This window comes from Amycolatopsis thailandensis (assembly GCF_042723255.1).
Classification (GTDB): Bacteria; Actinomycetota; Actinomycetes; order Mycobacteriales; family Pseudonocardiaceae; genus Amycolatopsis; species Amycolatopsis thailandensis.
The window spans coordinates 64,415-81,424 of sequence record NZ_JBHXJK010000020.1; the positions used below are offsets into that span (position 1 = coordinate 64,415).

Annotated in this window: 17 protein-coding genes; 14 read left to right on the plus strand and 3 right to left on the minus strand. The window is 68.9% G+C overall.

Annotated features, from left to right (window positions below; genetic code table 11):
• The first annotated feature begins 43 nt into the window (after window positions 1-43).
• The 4 genes from ACFWMR_RS10985 (at window position 44) to ACFWMR_RS11000 (ending at window position 3,248) form a co-directional block, all read left to right on the plus strand.
• Complete coding sequence (locus ACFWMR_RS10985) at window positions 44-1,981, plus strand: type VII secretion-associated protein (protein WP_378378231.1); 1,938 nt, start codon at window positions 44-46, stop codon at window positions 1,979-1,981.
• 12 nt (window positions 1,982-1,993) lie between these two features.
• Window positions 1,994-2,356: a hypothetical protein gene (locus ACFWMR_RS10990; RefSeq protein WP_378378232.1), complete on the plus strand. Its 363-nt coding sequence runs from the start codon at window positions 1,994-1,996 to the stop codon at window positions 2,354-2,356.
• Between the two features lie 233 nt (window positions 2,357-2,589).
• Entirely contained in the window at window positions 2,590-2,910 is a 321-nt protein-coding gene (locus ACFWMR_RS10995; RefSeq protein WP_378378233.1) for a WXG100 family type VII secretion target, read from the plus strand.
• Window positions 2,911-2,963: 53 nt separating this feature from the next.
• The gene (locus tag ACFWMR_RS11000; RefSeq protein WP_093939504.1) at window positions 2,964-3,248 is read left to right on the plus strand and encodes a WXG100 family type VII secretion target; all 285 of its coding nucleotides are present in this window, start codon (window positions 2,964-2,966) and stop codon (window positions 3,246-3,248) included.
• 112 nt (window positions 3,249-3,360) lie between these two features.
• Here ACFWMR_RS11000 and ACFWMR_RS11005 read toward each other — a convergent pair whose 3' ends face one another.
• Together ACFWMR_RS11005 and ACFWMR_RS11010 are read right to left on the minus strand one after the other, a co-directional pair.
• Window positions 3,361-4,113 carry a DUF4333 domain-containing protein gene (locus tag ACFWMR_RS11005; RefSeq protein WP_378378234.1) on the minus strand — a complete coding sequence of 251 codons (753 nt, stop codon included), beginning with the start codon at window positions 4,111-4,113 and terminating at the stop codon, window positions 3,361-3,363.
• Between the two features lie 3 nt (window positions 4,114-4,116).
• Window positions 4,117-5,007 carry a hypothetical protein gene (locus ACFWMR_RS11010; RefSeq protein ID WP_378280263.1) on the minus strand — a complete coding sequence of 297 codons (891 nt, stop codon included), beginning with the start codon at window positions 5,005-5,007 and terminating at the stop codon, window positions 4,117-4,119.
• Between the two features lie 275 nt (window positions 5,008-5,282).
• Between ACFWMR_RS11010 and rplM the strand changes: the two genes are divergently transcribed.
• From rplM to ACFWMR_RS11040, 6 genes are all read left to right on the plus strand, one after another.
• Complete coding sequence (gene rplM / locus ACFWMR_RS11015) at window positions 5,283-5,735, plus strand: 50S ribosomal protein L13 (protein ID WP_005166833.1); 453 nt, start codon at window positions 5,283-5,285, stop codon at window positions 5,733-5,735.
• Window positions 5,736-5,749: 14 nt separating this feature from the next.
• Entirely contained in the window at window positions 5,750-6,253 is a 504-nt protein-coding gene (gene rpsI, locus ACFWMR_RS11020; RefSeq protein WP_364214726.1) for a 30S ribosomal protein S9, read from the plus strand.
• Window positions 6,254-6,510: 257 nt separating this feature from the next.
• Window positions 6,511-7,845, plus strand: a complete 1,335-nt coding sequence (glmM, locus tag ACFWMR_RS11025) for a phosphoglucosamine mutase (RefSeq protein ID WP_378279562.1) — start codon at window positions 6,511-6,513, stop codon at window positions 7,843-7,845.
• Between the two features lie 84 nt (window positions 7,846-7,929).
• Window positions 7,930-8,238, plus strand: coding sequence for a type VII secretion target (locus tag ACFWMR_RS11030; RefSeq protein WP_093939508.1), 309 nt, complete (start codon window positions 7,930-7,932; stop codon window positions 8,236-8,238).
• Entirely contained in the window at window positions 8,238-10,727 is a 2,490-nt protein-coding gene (locus ACFWMR_RS11035; protein WP_378378235.1) for a WXG100 family type VII secretion target, read from the plus strand. The genes ACFWMR_RS11030 and ACFWMR_RS11035 overlap by 1 nt, the downstream gene beginning before the upstream one ends.
• Window positions 10,728-10,746: 19 nt before the next feature.
• Window positions 10,747-11,229 (plus strand): hypothetical protein, encoded by a 483-nt coding sequence (locus ACFWMR_RS11040; protein WP_378378236.1) that lies wholly within the window; start codon window positions 10,747-10,749, stop codon window positions 11,227-11,229.
• 4 nt (window positions 11,230-11,233) lie between these two features.
• On the opposite strand, the gene ACFWMR_RS11045 is transcribed toward ACFWMR_RS11040, so the two are convergent.
• On the minus strand, window positions 11,234-12,166 hold the full coding sequence (locus ACFWMR_RS11045) for a cytochrome P450 (protein ID WP_378378237.1): 933 nt from the start codon (window positions 12,164-12,166) through the stop codon (window positions 11,234-11,236).
• A gap of 9 nt (window positions 12,167-12,175) precedes the next feature.
• Between ACFWMR_RS11045 and ACFWMR_RS11050 the strand changes: the two genes are divergently transcribed.
• The 4 genes from ACFWMR_RS11050 to ACFWMR_RS11065 all read left to right on the plus strand — a co-directional run bounded on the left by ACFWMR_RS11050 (window position 12,176) and on the right by ACFWMR_RS11065 (window position 17,002).
• On the plus strand, window positions 12,176-13,879 hold the full coding sequence (locus ACFWMR_RS11050; RefSeq protein ID WP_378378238.1) for a fatty acyl-AMP ligase: 1,704 nt from the start codon (window positions 12,176-12,178) through the stop codon (window positions 13,877-13,879).
• Entirely contained in the window at window positions 13,869-14,174 is a 306-nt protein-coding gene (locus ACFWMR_RS11055; RefSeq protein ID WP_020633351.1) for an acyl carrier protein, read from the plus strand. The genes ACFWMR_RS11050 and ACFWMR_RS11055 overlap by 11 nt, the downstream gene beginning before the upstream one ends.
• A 138-nt stretch (window positions 14,175-14,312) precedes the next feature.
• Window positions 14,313-14,627: a hypothetical protein gene (locus ACFWMR_RS11060; RefSeq protein WP_093939319.1), complete on the plus strand. Its 315-nt coding sequence runs from the start codon at window positions 14,313-14,315 to the stop codon at window positions 14,625-14,627.
• Window positions 14,624-17,002 carry a WXG100 family type VII secretion target gene (locus tag ACFWMR_RS11065; RefSeq protein ID WP_378378239.1) on the plus strand — a complete coding sequence of 793 codons (2,379 nt, stop codon included), beginning with the start codon at window positions 14,624-14,626 and terminating at the stop codon, window positions 17,000-17,002. The genes ACFWMR_RS11060 and ACFWMR_RS11065 overlap by 4 nt, the downstream gene beginning before the upstream one ends.
• Window positions 17,003-17,010: the final 8 nt, after the last annotated feature.

The following is a 17,010-nucleotide window of genomic DNA, read 5'->3' on the forward strand; positions in this document are numbered from 1 at the left end:
GGGACGGGCGTGTGGTGACGACGACGATCTGCGGGAGTGGCTGGTGACTGTGCGGGTAGCGGTGGACTTCGGGACATCGAGCACCTGCGTAGTCGCTTCGATCAACGGCCGCGAACCGCAGGTCGTCGTGGTGGACGGGCAGCCCCTGATGTCGTCGGCGGTCTACGCCGCGCCGGACGGGACGCTGTTCGTCGGCCAGGAGGCGGAACGGCAGGCGGCGGTGGATCCGTCGCGCTACGAGCCGAATCCGAAGCGCCGGATCGACGAGGGCGACCTGCTGCTGGGCGACAACGTCCTTCGCGTGACCGACGTCGTCCACGCCGTGCTGAAACGCGCGGTGACCGAGGCTCGTCGGCTCGCCGGTGACGCCGAAGTCGAATTGCTCGTGCTGACCCACCCGGCCGATTGGGGCGCGACCCGGACCCGGCTGCTCCGGCAGGCGGCGGGCGGGCTCGCGCGTCAGGTCGCGCTCGTACCGGAGCCGGTCGCCGCGGCGGTCTATCACGCGGCGACGTTCGCCCCGGCCGACCTCAACTCCGAGCGCACCGTCGAGTTCAGCGGCCGCCCCGGCGACGCCCTCGCGGTGCTCGACCTGGGTGGCGGCACCGTCGACGTCTCCGTGGTCCAGCGCATGCCCGGCAGCCCGGCGGATCGCGGTTCGCCCGCTAAACGCGCCGGGTTCCAGGTGCTGGCCACCCGGGGGGATCCGAGCTTCGGCGGGGCGGACGTCGACCAGGCGCTCCTGGAGCACGTGGGGTCGCTGGTGTCGTCCGTCGATCCGCCGGAGTGGCGGAAACTGGTCGAAGGCCGCGAACTCACCGATCGGCGCCGTCGTCGCGTACTGCGGCAGGACGTGCGCGGCGCGAAGGAGACCCTGTCCCGGCACGCGTACACCGACGTCCCGATGCCGCCGCCGTTCGCCGACGCGCACGTGACGCGGGAGGACCTGGAGCGGCTCATCGCGGGCCCGCTCGGGCGCGCGGTCGAGCTGACCGTGGGCGCGATCGCGGATTCCGGGCTGCGGCCCAAGCAGCTGACGGCGATCTTCCTGGTGGGCGGGTCCAGCCGGATCCCGATGGTGTCCCGGCTGGTGCACGAGCGGACCGGCGTCGTGCCCACCACGCTCGACCAGCCGGAGACCGTGGTCGCCCGCGGCGCCCTGCGCGCGGTGCTGATCGATCCGGACCGGACGGGCTCGCTCGCGGGCTCCGCGGTCTCCCGGGGCGGCGCCCCCGCGCCTGCCCCCGCCGACCGGCGCCCCCCGTTCCCTCACCAACCCGCCCAGCCCCCGCCGCCGCAGAGCGCGTTTAGCCCGCTAAACGCGACGCGGCAGCAGGGGCCGCCGTCGCCGCCGATGGGGCAGCAGGGGATAGGCGCCCCGCCGCCGTGGCGGCCGGGTGAGCCCGCTCGCGAGACCAAACCCGCCGGGCACGGCGGGAAGGGCAAGAAGACGCCCTGGATCGTCGCCGCGGCCGTCGTGGCCGTGGCGGCGGTCGTCGGCGGTGTCCTCTTCGCGGTCAACAGCGGGGAGGCCGAACCGGAGGGCCGGACACTCGCCCAGTACGACTACCGCTTCATCGCGCCGCCGGACTGGACCCAGACCGACGACCGCGTCGCCGACCGTCAGGTGGTGATCCATCCGAGCGACTCCCTCACCGGTGACGACCTCGTGGTCGCCCAGGAGTACGCGATGGACTACGACGCGACGGCCGACAGAGGGAAACTCGTCGACGACCTCGGCGGCAGGGCGGCGGCGTCGCCGGAGAAATACAGCGGCTTCAACGGTTCCGCGAACTACGCCGGCAAGACCGTCGTCTACTACCGCGAGACGAAGCCGAAAGCCCGCGTCGACTGGTACGTCGTCGCGCAGGGAAAGATCCGCGTCCACATCGGTTGCCAGTACGGCACCGGCTCCCCGCTCGAACCGCGGGTGAGCGCGGCCTGCGAGCAGGTCGTCAAAACGATGGCGGTCGTCAACTGAAGGGGGAGGCGCGTGCCACCCGAATCCGAGACCCCCGCCGAACACTTCGCGCGAACAGGACGCGACGCGGTCACCTATGCCAGACAGGTCGCCCGCACGGCCAAGGCGCGATACGAACGCCGTCGCGGCGAGAACGCCGAACTGGCGAAGCAATTCGGCAAGGGACGGCTCGCCGGCGGCGAGACCGCGCCGACTCCGAGCGTCGTCCGGAACGCCGCGAAACGGTTCCGCGCCGGCGCCGGTCTCCCGGTTCCCGCTTTGCCCGCAGCGGCGGACTTGGTTCCCTTTCGGCCAGAACCGGCGGCCAGACGGCCACGTGTGAGTGACGACGACGAGGACTTTTCGCAGTCGCGAATCATGCGCCGCGTCGATTGACCGAGCACTGTGCACTTGCGAAATCCCGTGGTGAAAGCCCCTTTCTTCGGGCGAATCACCGTGCCGCGGCCGCGTTCTCGCGAGCGGTTCCCGCCGGGAGCGTTAACGCAAGCAACTACTTGAAACCAAGGAGCGACAAGAGGGAACCAGACGTGGCAGTGTCTCCGTCGTAGGTCCGTACCAAACGAACTTCACCAAGTACGGATAAACCACGAACGAAGGGGGTAGCTCCCATGGCTGGCGGATTTACCGGGACAGTTGAGCAGTTCACCGAGGCCGAGAAGCGCGTGACCGAGGTCCGCGTCTCGATGGACCAGAACCTGAGCAAGCTGCGCGACAACATCGAGGCCACCCGCGCGGGCTGGACCGGCGACGCGGCGCTCGCGTTCAACAACGTCATGACCCGCTTCGACGGTGCGGGCCGCAAGCTCAACACGGCCCTCCAGAACATCGGTGACCTGCTCGAGCAGGCCGGTTCGAAGTACAACGCGACCGAGCAGCAGCAGCAGGAGCTCATCAAGTCGGTCAACCAGGGCTTCGGCGTCCTCGGCTGATTCGGCTCCACCGCACCAAAACCACGACTTTTTCTTTTTGACTGGAGGATCTTATGGGCGAGATGAAGGTCGATTACGCCACGATTCACGCGGCGGCCGACGACTGCAAGAACTCCGGTGGCGAGCTGGAGTCCCTCTTCGGGCAGCTGAAGAGCGACCTGTCGCCGCTGATCAACACCTGGGACGGTGACGCGAAGGTCGCGTACATGGCCGCCCAGCAGGAGTGGGACAACAGCTTCGAGGAGCTCAAGCAGCTTCTCGCGCAGGTCGCCGGCGTGCTGCCGCAGCTGGCCGACGGCTACCAGAGCACGGAGCAGGGCGTCACCGGCCTGTTCTGAGTCTCACGCTCGGAACGAGCAACGGCGGGCAGGCATCTTCGGATGCCGAGCCCGCCGTTTCGTTTGTCCGAAAGAAAAAGCCGCGACGAGAGTTCCCGTCGCGGCTTTCCCGTCAGTGCGGTGCGCCGACCTCGAATTCCGGGGTGGTGTTCAGCACCCGGACGGTGACCTTCTTCTGCTGTCCCGAAAGATCGATCGAACAATCGAAAGTGGTGCCGTTCTCCACCGGCTGACCGGACGGGCACGACACGTTCTTCACATCCGGCTCGCCGTAGTGCTCGTTGAGCACCCGGGTGACACCGTCCTGGACCGACTTCTGATCGAGACTGTCACCGGCGAACGCGCCCAGCAGCCAAGCCCCGACGCCACCCGCGACCACCACGGCCGCCGCGATTCCGCCGATCAACAAGGCTTTCTTGGAAACCTTCGGCTTCTTCGCGGGTTCGGCACCGAACGCGCCGAGCCCGCCGTACTGCGACGACTGTGCCGGTTGGGTCGGCTGGAACCCGCCGCCGTACTGACCCTGCGGTGGCGTGCCTGGATTCTGTTGCTGTGCTTGCCAATTCTGCTGGGGTGCGGGCTGCTGCTGTTGCGGCTGCTGCCACGCCGTGCCCGGCGCCTGCGCGTTGCTTTGCTGCCAGGGTCCCGAAAACGAGCCGGTGACCCCGGGCTGGGCGGACTGCTGCCATTGCCCCGTGTAGGAGCCGGTGGTCGCGGCGCCCTGGTCGTTCTGCTGCCACTGCCCGGCGTGCGGTCCGGTGGCCTGACCTTCCTGCTGCCAGCCCTGCTGCTGGTTCGCGGGATTCGCGGGCGGCTGCCACCACTGCTGCGGTTGCTGGGGCTGCTGAGGTTGCTGGTCGGTCATGGCTCAGACGCCCTTCAACTCGTTGTACCGGCGGTTGAAGTCGTCCTTGGCCGCTTTGTCCGGCAGCACGGTGATCTGCGAGGCGTCCGGCAGCTTCGGCAGGTCTTGCGTGCTCGCCTTGCCGGTGAACCGGAATTCGTAGCGCAGCTCGATCTTGTGGCCGTTGCCCTCGATCTTCGCCTCCATCACGATCTGGCTCAGCTTCCCGTCCTGGTCGAGGGAGACGGTGGTCCGCACCGGCGCCTTCTTCATCTCGTCCGTGATCCCGCTGCTGATCGACGTCGGCAGGATCTCCACCCGGCGTTCGATGAACTTCCCGAACGGGACGTCGGCGGTCAGCTCGATCCGCTTGTCCGGAAGGCTTTTGGCGCCCTTCACGACCTTCTTGTCCGCGTTGTAGGACACCGCGATCGCGTCGGCCATCTTGCAGGCGTGGATGATCCCGACCCACGCGCAGGGAATGGTCAGCCCGGCCTCGGACTTCAGCATCGAAACCCACGGCGTCGGCGCGAGGCTCTTGTAGACCGGCCCGAGGTACACGTACTCGACGGGCCCGTCGGCGGGGGTGTACCAGTCGATGCTGTCGTCCGGGTTCTTCTGCGAGCGCTGACGGCTGACCCGGCCTTCCGGGGAACCGGTGCGGGCCGAGGAGATCGTGCTGCGGACGTACTTCTCGTCGAACCGGAAGTAGGCGCTCGACTCGCTGGTGACGTCGCGCTGATCGCCGATGGTGTCCTGCAGCTTGTTCATCGCCGTTTCGAACTTCGTGCCGACGTAGGTCGCCGCGTCGTCGCCCTTCGGCACGGCGGTGCCCGCACGCGCCTGGCCGCAGGCTGTGGTGAGCGCCAGCACGGCGCCCAGCACGCACAAGATGGTCGTTGGCCGTTTGTTCATCGCCGTTCCCCTGATCGAGTCCCCGCGCGCGGTGCGCGTCCGGATCGTCTCATCCTCTCCCGCGAAGGACGATGCCGTGGGCGGTTCCGCCACACCGGCGGGGTACAGTTGAGGGGCGCCCGCCGGGCGCCGGTCCTAGTATGGGACCCCGGACCGACCCCCGCTTCGCAGTAGGGTCGGGCGTGGGGGTATCTTCATATGTCGTTGTGCGCTGCGGCGCGTAAGCGCTAGGCCCGCACAGAACCCACACGCAATGTTGACGACGAGGTAGACCCTTGCCCACGTACAGCCCCAAGCCCGGCGACGTCACTCGTGCCTGGCACGTGATCGACGCCGAGGATGTCGTGCTCGGCCGGCTCGCGACCGAGGTCGCCACGCTGCTGCGCGGCAAGCACAAGCCGACCTACGCCCCGCACGTGGACACCGGTGACTTCGTCATCATCGTCAACGCCGAGAAGGTCGCGCTCACCGGAAACAAGCGCGAGCAGAAGTTCGCGTACCGGCACAGCGGTTACCCCGGCGGTCTGCGTAAGCGCTCCTTCGGCGAACTGCTCGACACCAAGCCCGAGCACCTGCTCGAGAAGGTCGTCAAGGGCATGCTCCCGAAGAACAAGCTCGGCCGCGCCCAGGCGAAGAAGCTCAAGGTCTACGCCGGCGCCGAGCACCCGCACGCCGCGCAGCAGCCGCAGGCGCGCGAGATCACCAAGATCGCGCAGGTCGCGCAGTGAGTGAGGAACAGTCTGTGACCAGCACCGAGGAGACCGCGACCGAGGCCGTCGCGACCACGGAGACCGCTCCGGTCGGCGACGCCGTCGCGACCAGCGAGACCCCCGCCGCCCCGCGCCCGTCGCGTGCCGCCGGTGGCAACGCCCAGACCGTCGGCCGCCGCAAGGAAGCCGTCGTCCGGGTCCGCGTGGTTCCCGGTACCGGTGAGTTCAAGCTCAACGGCCGCACGCTCGAAGAGTACTTCCCGAACAAGGTGCACCAGCAGCTCATCCGTGAGCCGCTGGTGACGGTCGACAAGCCCGACTCGTTCGACATCTTCGCCAACCTGCACGGTGGCGGGATCTCGGGCCAGGCCGGCGCGCTCCGCCTCGCGATCGCCCGTGCGCTCGTCGAGGTCGACGCCGACGACCGCCCGGCCCTGAAGAAGGCCGGCTTCCTGACCCGTGACGCCCGCGCCACGGAGCGGAAGAAGTACGGCCTCAAGAAGGCCCGTAAGGCTCCGCAGTACAGCAAGCGCTGATCGCGCCTCTGGCGCAACCCGCGGAAGCGCCCATCCGTCTTTCGGATGGGCGCTTCCGTGTTTTCAGGGTCCTTCGGGTCCCGCTCGCCCCCAGTCCCACCCGTCACACCTGCCCCATGCGCCCCACCCGTGTCGCGTTTAGCCCGCTAAAGTCGCGCGCGTCGCGTTTAGCCCGCTAAAGGCGAAGCCGGGGGCGCGGGGAGGAAGGCCGGGGGACTGGCTAGGTTGTCGTGGTGGTTTTCCAAGGAGGTCGACAGATGGCTCGCCTATTCGGTACCGACGGCGTACGTGGCCTCGCCAACGAGGAGCTGACCCCGGAGCTGGCGCTCTCGCTCGCCGCCAGCGCCGCCCGCGTCCTCGCCGCCCACGACCGTTCGCACCGTCCGGTCGCGGTCGTCGGCCGTGACCCGCGTGCCAGCGGCGAGATGCTCGAGGCCGCCGTCGTGGCGGGCCTCACGTCCGCCGGCGCCGACGTGCTCCGTCTCGGGGTCCTCCCGACGCCCGCCGTCGCGTACCTGGTCGGCGCGCTCGAAGCGGACCTCGGCGTGATGATCTCCGCCTCCCACAACCCGATGCCCGACAACGGCATCAAGCTCTTCGCCGCGGGCGGCCACAAGCTCCCCGACGGGATCGAGGACGAGATCGAGGCCGGTCTCGCCGCTCCCGTCACCCGTCCGACCGGCATCGGCGTCGGCCGCGTCAAGGACGTCCCCGACGCGGGCGATCGCTACATCCAGCACCTGCTGTCCGCGACCCCGCACCCGCTCGCGGGCCTGCGCGTCGTCGTCGACTGTGCCAACGGCGCCTCGTCCTTCGCCGCGCCCGAGGTCTACCGCAAGGCCGGCGCCGAGGTGATCGCGATCCACGCCGACCCGGACGGCGTCAACATCAACGAGCACTGTGGGTCGAATCACCCGGACGCGTTGCGTGCCGCCGTCGTCGAGCACAGCGCCGATCTCGGCATCGCCCACGACGGTGACGCGGACCGTTGCGTCGCGGTCGACGCCGCCGGCGAGCTCATCGACGGCGACCAGATCATGGCCGTCCTCGCGCTCGCCCTCGCCGAGACCGGCGAGCTGACCAAGAACACCCTGGTCGCGACCGTGATGAGCAACCTGGGCCTGCACCTGGCGATGCGCGCGCACGACATCAACCTCGTCACCACCGCCGTGGGTGACCGCTACGTCCTCGAGGAGCTCCGCGCGAGCGGGTTCGCGCTCGGCGGCGAGCAGTCGGGTCACGTCGTCCTTCCCGCCTACGCGACCACCGGCGACGGTCTCCTCACCGCGCTGCGCGTGATGAGCCGCATGGCCTCCACCGGCAAGTCGCTCGCCGACCTCGCCGCCGTGATGAACCGCCTGCCGCAGGTGCTGGTGAACGTTCCCGTGGCGGACAAGGCGGCGGTCGCCGTCTCGGCCGCGGTCCGCGACGCCGTCGGCGCCGTCGAGGCCGAACTCGGCGAAGAGGGCCGTGTGCTGCTGCGCCCGTCGGGCACCGAGCAGCTGGTCCGCGTCATGGTCGAGGCCCCCGCGCACGACACCGCACAGGCGGCCGCCGACAGGCTCGCGGGAGTCGTCTCCTCCGCCTCGTAAGCCCTCTCACGATCTTCCCAAGTGGCTGCGCACGGGTTACCGGCCCGGTACATTCCGTGTGCGTATACCTAGGGGAGGGTGACGGTGGCGGGTAAAGGACACAAGGTAGACACGGCGCAGCTGAACGAGGCGGCCAAGGTTTTGCAGGACCTGCCCAAGCAGGCCTGCGAAGGGCCGATCGGGGCGGTCGAGCAGATCAATCTGAGCGCGGCGAGCTTCGGGCCCGCGCACGGTGACTGTTTCACCGGCTATTCCGCGAGCATCCAGCGCATGGCGAAGTGCGCCCGGAGCTACCTCGCGGCGTCGGACGAGTTCGGGCGCAAGCTGGCCGCGTCCAAGGATCTCTACCAGTCCAATGAGGACTCCAACGCCGCCGAGATGAGGAAGCGCTGATGGGCCTCGCGGACGTCGGTGGCGACACCGGGCACGACATTCCCAGCCGGGCCGAAGTCGAGAAGATCCTCAACGACCCGAACATCGACCGCGACACCAAACGCGAACTCGCCCTCAACTACCTCGACTACATCGAGGACGAGAGCCCGGAAAGCTGCGGTTTCGCCAGCGAGGCCGATCGGAACGGCTTTCGGGACTACGTCAAGTCGATGAACGGTGACTGGATCACCGAGAGCGACCTCAACGACAACTACGCGCCGATCGACGAGGTCAAGAAGTCCTACAAGGCCGCGCACGAGAAGTACGACGCGAACCAGGCCGCGGGACGGCAGGGCGACCGCGACGCGCTGAACAAGGACGCGGCGAAGACTCAGGAAATCGCCGGCCGCGCCACCGAGACCGACCCGGGCTGCGCGAATTCGAACGACATCATGGTCCCCGGTCTGTCGGGGTTCAAGGTCTACGAGATCTTCCACCCGATCTACGTCCGCGCGCTGAGTCTGGCGGGCGGCGGGGCCGCGGTGGCGCTCACCGAGCTCCAGCGGCTTTACCACGAGCAGGACAACATCCCGTTCAACCTGTTCAAGGCGAGCGCGGACGAGCTGACCGCGGTCGGCACGGCCATCGCCGGGTCGGCGCAGGACGTCTCCGGGAAGCTCGGCAACTCGCTGGGCACCTGGGAAGGCGCCGCCGCGGATCAGGCGCGTGCCTATCAGAAGGCCTACTCGGACAAGACCGGTCAGGTCGCCGAGGCCTTCAAGGCCGCGGGTGACGGACTGCTGCGGACGAATGCTTCGGTCGGCAAGTTCTGCCGGGAGAAGGTCGAGTGGCTGCAGAAGTGGTACACGGACAAGGTCGGTGACGCCACCGCGCAGGACATCGAACGGATCATCCGCATCGCGGACGGCTCGTGCAGCCAGAACGACATCATCCACTGCATCAAGTTCCTGAGCATCGACGCCAAGAACGCCTTCAATGACGACTGGGGCGACATCGACCAGAGCACCATCGACGAGGTTCTCAAACCTCAGGCGGTGGCCTGGTTGAAGGACGTCTTCCTCGCCTGGTTCGGCAAGCACATCGAGAACTTCCAGCTGGTGTGCAAGAACACGCGTGACGCCATCAACGGTGCGTGGCGTGCGTTCAACGAATCGGTCGGCAAGGTGGTCGAAAACCCGTTCGCGGACTTGGGCAAGACCCCGGAGACGGGCGGCGAAAAGCCCGTCGAGAAGGGTGGTGGGGGCAAGGACACCGGTGGCGGTGGCCCGTCGTCCGGTGGTGGCGGTCCGTCTTCCGGTGGTGGCGGGCAGAAGCCGCCGCCGAGCGCCGTCGAATACAAGCAGCCGGAAAAGCCCGAAGTACCGGAAGCGCCGGGGCAGGAGAAGAACCCGGTCACGGACAAGCCGCTCGACATCGACCCGGCCACCGGGGAGCCGTATCCGATCGATCCGCGCACGGGTGAGGCGATCAAGAACGACACCGCCGGCACCGAACCCGAGAAGGTGACCGTCGAGCAGGGCGACCGCAAGATCTCCATGGCCGAGCCCGGTGCCGACGGGAAGATGGGCATCTCCGTCCAGGACGCCGCCGGTCAGGCCAAGGACTACAACCTCGATTTCGGTGACGGGACCGGTGACGCGGCGGGCGGGCCCGTCCACAAGGACACCGCCGAGCGGCTGGACCAGCAGGCCGCCTCGCGTCCCACGGCGAGCCAGGGGCAGGTCTACCAGCCGGGTCCCGACGGCAAGATCCACATCGAGGACGGCGGTCTCAAGATCACCGCGGAACGGCCGAGCGGCCCCGATGGCCCGACGCTGGTGACCGTCGACGACGGTTCGGGGCATCCGTCGAAGTACACCTTGGGCGAGGACGAGCAGCCCGCGGGCGGCCGTCACGCGAGCCCGGAGGCCACGCCGCAGGCGGCCGGACGGCACGCCGCGGGAGGCGACCCGGCGGTCGCCGCGGCCCGGCCGGTCGAAGACGTCGCGCGTCAGCACGCCGAGCAGGCCGCCGTCCCGCACGAAACGACGTCCGGTGGCACCGGCGGCGGAGCACCCGCTTCAGTACCCGGTCACCCGGCGGAACCGGCGGCGGTAGCGGCCGAACCGGTGGCGGCGGCCGCCGACGGTTCTTCCGAATCGACGACGGCCCAGTCGTTGAGCAATCCCTTCGACGGCGGGGACAGCGGACTCGGTGAGACCTCGGATCCCGCCGGGGCCGGTGGTGGCGCGGCCGCTCCCACCGCGCCGTCCGGGCTCGGTTCGGCTCCCGGAGGGGGCGCCCAGGACCCGGCCGCGGGCGGAGCGGGGATGATGGGCGGCATGGGCATGATGGGCGGCGGTGCGGCCGGCGGGCAGGGGTCCGGTGAAGACCAGCAGCGCACGTCCAGCGGATACCGGGTCGACGGCGGCCTGTTCGACACCGCGACGACGTCGGGCAGCCGGATCAGCGGCTCGCTCGACGACGACGGCGTCATCGGCTTCCGTTAGCGGTCACGGGAGGGGATCAGTGAATCCTGAGGAGGATCTCGCCAGACTCCGGCACAAGCTCGCCGGGCTGGAGCGCGAGAACGGCGACCGGATGTACCTGGTCGACAACCGGGCGACCAAGGCGATCGAGGAGACCCGGACCGCGGGCGACAAGCTCAAGCAGGAGACGAGCGCGGCGCTGACAGCGCGGATCGAGCAGAAGCGGCGGGCGGAGGCCGCGGGCGGCTGGGAGACCGAGTCGACCCTCGGCGACAAGGTCGAGGACGACGGCGACTTCGGGTTCGAGGAGGACGAGACCGAGAACGAGCGCCGTGCCGGGTACCGCACGGCCGAGGAACCGCCGATCTCGTACCGGCCGCCTGCTCCCTCGGCGGCACCGCCGCCACCACCCCCGCCGCCTCCGGCACCGGTTCCGGAGGAACGTCCGGCCGGGCGGCATCGGCGGGCGGCGGCACGGGGTGACGACGACGATTTCGCCGAAACCGACTGGCTGGCGACCTGAGCGGTCAGGTCGCCAGCGCCACGATCGCCCGCTCGACGCCGTGGAAGACGGCGTGCGTCTTGTATCGCACGTCTTCCACGACGTGGTGGGGAGTCAAGATCTCGGCGAGTGCGCGAAGCGCCACTTCGCCTTCGGTGACCGCGACCCGCGAGCCGGGACAGGTGTGCCGTCCGAGGCCGAACGCGAGTTCGGCGCCGGGGCCCAGCGGGATGGCCAGTTTGTCGCCGGTCGTGAAGTCCTTGTCCGCCAAGGAGAACGGCGCGGTCACCCGGCGGGCGGCGAAGCGGGTCGGGGCGATTTCGTGGATCAGGCCGCGTACGTCTTCGAGGACGTCCGGGCGGCGTAGGAGTTCGAGGCCGGCGAGGGCGAGGAAGTTCATGGAGTTCTCGTACGCCGCGTGGGCGAGCATCACCGGCGTGATCATCAGCTCGTCTTCGGTGATGCGGCCCGCTTCGTGCGCTTCGCGGAGCAGTGCCAGCCCGCCGCCCTCGACCGCCTTCGCCTTGAGGAAGAACATCGCGACCCGGATCGCGGCGGTGTCGGCTCCGCCCGGCCCACCCGACCAGACGTCCAGGTTCGCCGCGGTCTCCGTCAGGTTCGTCAGCAGCTTCTCGCCGAGTGGCTCGACAGTGCCGAGCACCGCCTCCGTCACCCTGGCCGCCGCGGGCCTGGCGAAGTCGGCCACCAGGTCGAACCGCCGGAGCGACTTTAGCGGGCTAATCGCGACGCGCAGGTCCGTGAGCAGGGCGTCCGGCAGGGGCTCCACCAGGGCGATGACCTCCTTGACGACCGCGCGCAGTCGCCGATGGTCCGCGCCGTCCATCAACAGGAGGTTCGGGGTCTCGGCGGCCGCCCCACCCGGGTTCGAGCTGAGCTCGCGGTCGCGCAGGGCCTTCACGCGGTCCGCCGGATCGTCCAGCACGAAGAAGTCGTCCACGCTCGTATGATGCCCAAGCCGTGGCTGGAGGAAGTGCCCGTGCCCCTGGAAGTGCCCGACGAAGTGCTGCGAACCCCGCTCGTGCGTCGTTTGCTCGAACGCGCCGACGTCGAGCGCCCCGCGTACACGCACCTCGATTGCTCGAACCGGCACGAACCCGTCGAGGACACGCTGACCTGGGCCGAGCTCCTCGTCCACGTCCGCGCTGTCGCGGCGAAGCTGCGCGAAGTGAGCCAACCGGGAGACCGCGTCGCGATCACGGCGCGACAGGACCTTTCCTACGTCATCGCTTTCTTCGGCGCGCTGTACGCCGGGGCCGTCGCGGTGCCGCTGTCCGCTCCGGACGTCCGCGCCCACCGTGAGCGGCTCGTCGGGGTCCTCAACGATTGCGATGCCGACATCTGGCTGACGTCGGAAGCCCTGGTCGGGCGGCTGACGGAGTTCGCCGAGGCCGAGCAGGTGCCGGTTCCCCGCGAAATCGTCGCCGTCGACACCCTGCCGCTGGACCCGGACGACCGGTCGCTGCCGTCGTCGGTCTCTCCCGAAGACCCCGCGTACCTGCAGTACACCTCCGGCACGACGCGATCGCCTGCCGGCGTGATCGTCACGCATCGGGCGCTTTCGGCCGCGTGCTGGCAGATCTGCGACGCCTACGACGTCGACGAGCGCACCACGTGCGTCGGCTGGATCCCGTTCTTCCACGACATGGGGCTGGCGCAGTTGGTCGCGGGGACGATGCATTCCGGCGGCCGGACGGTGTTCATCGCGCCGCTGGAGTTCATCCGGCGTCCGGAGCGCTGGCTGCTGCTGATGTCGGCGTATCCGAACACGCTCACGGCGGCCCCGAACTTCGCGTACGACCTGGTGACCGAGGCCGTGCCCGAGCCGAAGCGCGCCGAGTACGACCTCTCGACGGTGTCGATCGCGCTCAGCGGCAGCGAGCCGGTGCGGGCTGCGACCGTCCGCGACTTCCTCGCCGCGTACGAACCACACGGCTTCCCGCGTGGCGCTTTCCGGCCGTCCTACGGTCTGGCCGAGGCCACGGTCTACGTCGCCAGCGGCGATTCCGACGGCCCGGTGGTGACCGAAGTGGACGGCCGCGAGGTCGTCGAGATCGGCCGGCCCCGGGGGCAGCGGGTCCGCGTCGTCCCGGCGCCGGATCGCGTTTTGCCCGCTAAAGGCGAAGTGGGCGAGATCTGGGTCAAGGGGCCCAACGTGGCGGCCGGGTACTGGCGACGTCCGGAGCTGACCGCCGAGGTGTTCGGCGCCGAGCTCGACGGCGAAGGCGGCTGGCTCCGCACCGGGGACCTCGGGACGATCCGGAACGGCAGGCTTTTCGTGACCGGACGACTGAAAGACCTGATCATCATCGACGGCCGCAACCACAACCCCCACGACCTCGAAGAGACGGTCGCCGCCGCGCACCCCCTCCTCGGCCCTGACCGGGTTGCAGCCTTCGCTGTCGACGGCGACGAAGGGGAGGGCGTCGTCGTGGTCGCCGAGCGTGTGCGGAGAGCCCCTGACTTCGACGAATCCGAGATCTCGCGGGCCGCCACCCGCGCCGTCGCCGAGCGGCACGACGTGCGCCTTCGCGCCTTTTTGCTGGTGAAACCCGGCGGTCTGCCGCGGACCTCCAGTGGCAAGGTCGCGCGTTCCGCGGCCAGAACGCGGTATTGGACGGCGGATGGGACAGAATCCCCCCATGGCAGCTGACGGGAGCGAATACGTCGACGAGATCAAGGCCCTCGTCTGCGAGACCTTCGACGTCGATCCGGACACCATCGACGAGAACACGCCCTTCGCCGAGATGGGGGTCGACTCGCGGCGCCGGGTCCGGCTCCTGGCGACGGTCGAAGTGGAGTTCGGCATCGACATCGACCTCGACGAGCTGGATCGCCTGGTCGACATCCGGGGCGCCGCGACCGTTCTAGCCGAGGCCGTCGAGGCGGGTGCGAAACCCCGAAAACGCGGTCTACCAGGCTTCTTGCGCCGAAATCGTTTGAGTTAGCAAAGGTGTGAATGTCCCTGCGGCCTCGGTGACCGATAGGTACATTCTGTGTGCATATGCGACGGCACCTGATGCGGTCGGCGTGCGTCGTAGGTAGGACAACGAGGCGGATACAGCGGGACGAAGGGGGCACCGGTCATGCCGGACGGGGGCTACAAAGCCGATTCAGAGGCGATGCTCACGGCGTCGACGTCGTTGGATCGCGCGGCTCAGCACACGACGTCCGAGGCGGGGAAAGTCGGACCGACCCAGGTGCAGCCCGCGGACTTCGGCCGCGTGCACAAGGACTACCAAAAGGGCTACGCCACCGGAATCCTCGCCATTTCCGACGCGATGAAGGGCTACGCGGGCCAGCTCACCCAGCTCGCCGGCGGGGTCAGTACCGCGTCGACCCGCTACACCTCATCCGACCAGGCGAACGCCGCGGCTGCCAACAAGGCGGGGACGCAATGAGCAAGTACACGTGGGAGCAGAAGAAAGCCCTGCTCGACGACCCGTACATCACGCAGGGCACCAAGAACGCGCTGATCTTCGGTGGGGACGCGGCCTACGAGAAGGCCATCGCCGAGCGTGACTCGAACGCGGCGGCGGACAAGAAGCAGAAGACCGCGGTGGAGAAGGCGGACAAGGATCTCGACGCCATGGCCCGGCCGGCCGCGGGCGGTTCGACGACCAAGTCCGACCAGGTGCTCGACCTCGGCAACCCGGCGCTGGACTTCTTCTCCGACTGGATCGAGCAGGTCTGGAACAAGATGCCGGACAAGCCGTCCGACATGAACTACAAGACCGACATCTGGGACCGGTTCCACGAGAACCGCGAGATCAATTTCCAGGCGATGTTCGACGAGGTCGAGGACCTCACTGATGCCAAGAAGACCGTCGAGCAGACCGGGACCGACGCCACTTCGGCGCTGACCACGCTCTTCCACGATTGGAAGGGCGAGGGCGCGACGGCGGCGAAGGTCAAGTACGAGCAGCGGATCCAGCCTGACGCGAAGGAACTCGTCGCGCAGATGGACGGCGCCATCAAACTGGTGCCCGCGACGATCGACAAGATCTACACCGCGCTCAAGCTGAAGGTCGACGAAACGCTGAAGCTGCGTGTCGACAAGGTCGCCACGGCGCCGCTGTTCACCGCGAAGCAGGTCGTCGAGATCGCGAACGGCAAGGTCGACTCCAAAGACAAGCTCATGGACGTCGCGTACTGGCTGGACTCCGCGTGTCCCGGCAACAACCTCGCCGAACGGCTGCGTCACGACGACTGCGACCTGAACGACGAGAACAAGGAATACGCGATCGGGGCCGCGAAGCAGTGGCTGAAGGGGTCGTTCGCCAAAGAGTTCGGTGAGCGGTTCGAGAACTTCAAGAAGCTCTGCAAGAACGCGACCGACACGATCAACACGCAGTATCACGAGCTTTCGCGGTTCATGGAGGACTACACGAACCCGTTCCCCGCGGCCGGGTCCGAGAAGCCGCCGGGCGACCAGAAGCCGCCGGGCAACGACGGAAACGGCGGCGGAACCCCGCCCGGTGGTGGCGGCGGGGGTGGCACGCCTCCCGGTGGAGGCGGTGGGAGCAGCACGCCGCCGGCGGCATCGGTCCCCGAGGCGCCGAAACCGGAGGACAAGCCCGCCGAGGGCACCAACCCGGTCACCGGGAAGCCGCTCGAATTGGACCCCGAGACCGGTAAGCCGTACCCGATCGACCCGGCGACGGGTGAGGCGATCAAGGACGGCATCGACGGTCAGGACACCATGACCGTCGAAAAGGGCGACAACAAGATCGAGATGACCGAGCCGGACAAAGACGGCAAGATGGACATCAAGGTCGACGACGGCAAGGGCAACGAGAAGGACTACAAGCTCGACTTCGACGACCCCAAGGGCGAAGACGGCAAGCCCGGCGAAGAGGGCAAGGACGGCAAGGGCAAGGACGGCGACTTCGGTCCGCAGGGCGCGGTCAAGGAAGGCGAGCCCGGCAAGGACGGCGTCTACCGGCCCGGTCCGGACGGCAAGATCCACATCCAGGACGGCAACCTCAAGATCACCGCCGAGCAGCCGGACGGTCCCAACGGCCCGACCGTGGTGACCGTCGACGACGGCAAGGGCGAGCCGACCACTTACACCCTCGACGAAAAGGGTGAGAAGAAGGAACTCAAGCCCGGCGACGTCATCGACAAGGACGAGATCAAGAACGGTCTCGACGACCGTAATCCCGGCAACCCGCAGCCCGGCAAGCCGGAAGATATCCGCACCATGCCCGCCCCGGCCGATGGCCTGGCTCCCGGCGGTGGCGGTGGTAGCGGCTTCAGCGCACCGGGTGGTGTCGAGGTCGGCGTCGGTGCCGAAGGGACCGCCGCGGAAGCTTCCGGCGGCGCCGCTTCGGGTGCGGGTGGCGATGGGACCGTGCCGACGGCCAGTGGTGGCGGAGGCGGCGGCAGCTTCGAGGGCGCGCTCGGCGGCGTCGGCGAGGGTGGTTCGGCGGGGTCGCTGAACGAAGCCGGTTCGCTGGAGGCGGGCATGCAGTCCGGGGGCGGCGCGCAGCCGGCCGCGGCGGACGGCGGTCTCGGGGCGGCTCCCGGCGGGATGGACGCGGCGCCCGCCGGTGCGAGCGCCGGTGCCGGTAGCTCCGCCGGCGGGATGGGCGGCATGATGGGTGGAATGGGCGCCATGGGCGGCGCGGCCGGTGGTGGCGGGGGTGACACGCAGCGCGGGTCGAGCCAGTACCGCGTCGAGGGTGGCATTTTCGAGACCAGTGGCGCGGGCGGCCGGATCAGCGGCTCGCTCGACGACGAGGGCGGCGACCGCTCGATCAGCTACGAGCGATGACCGGTAGC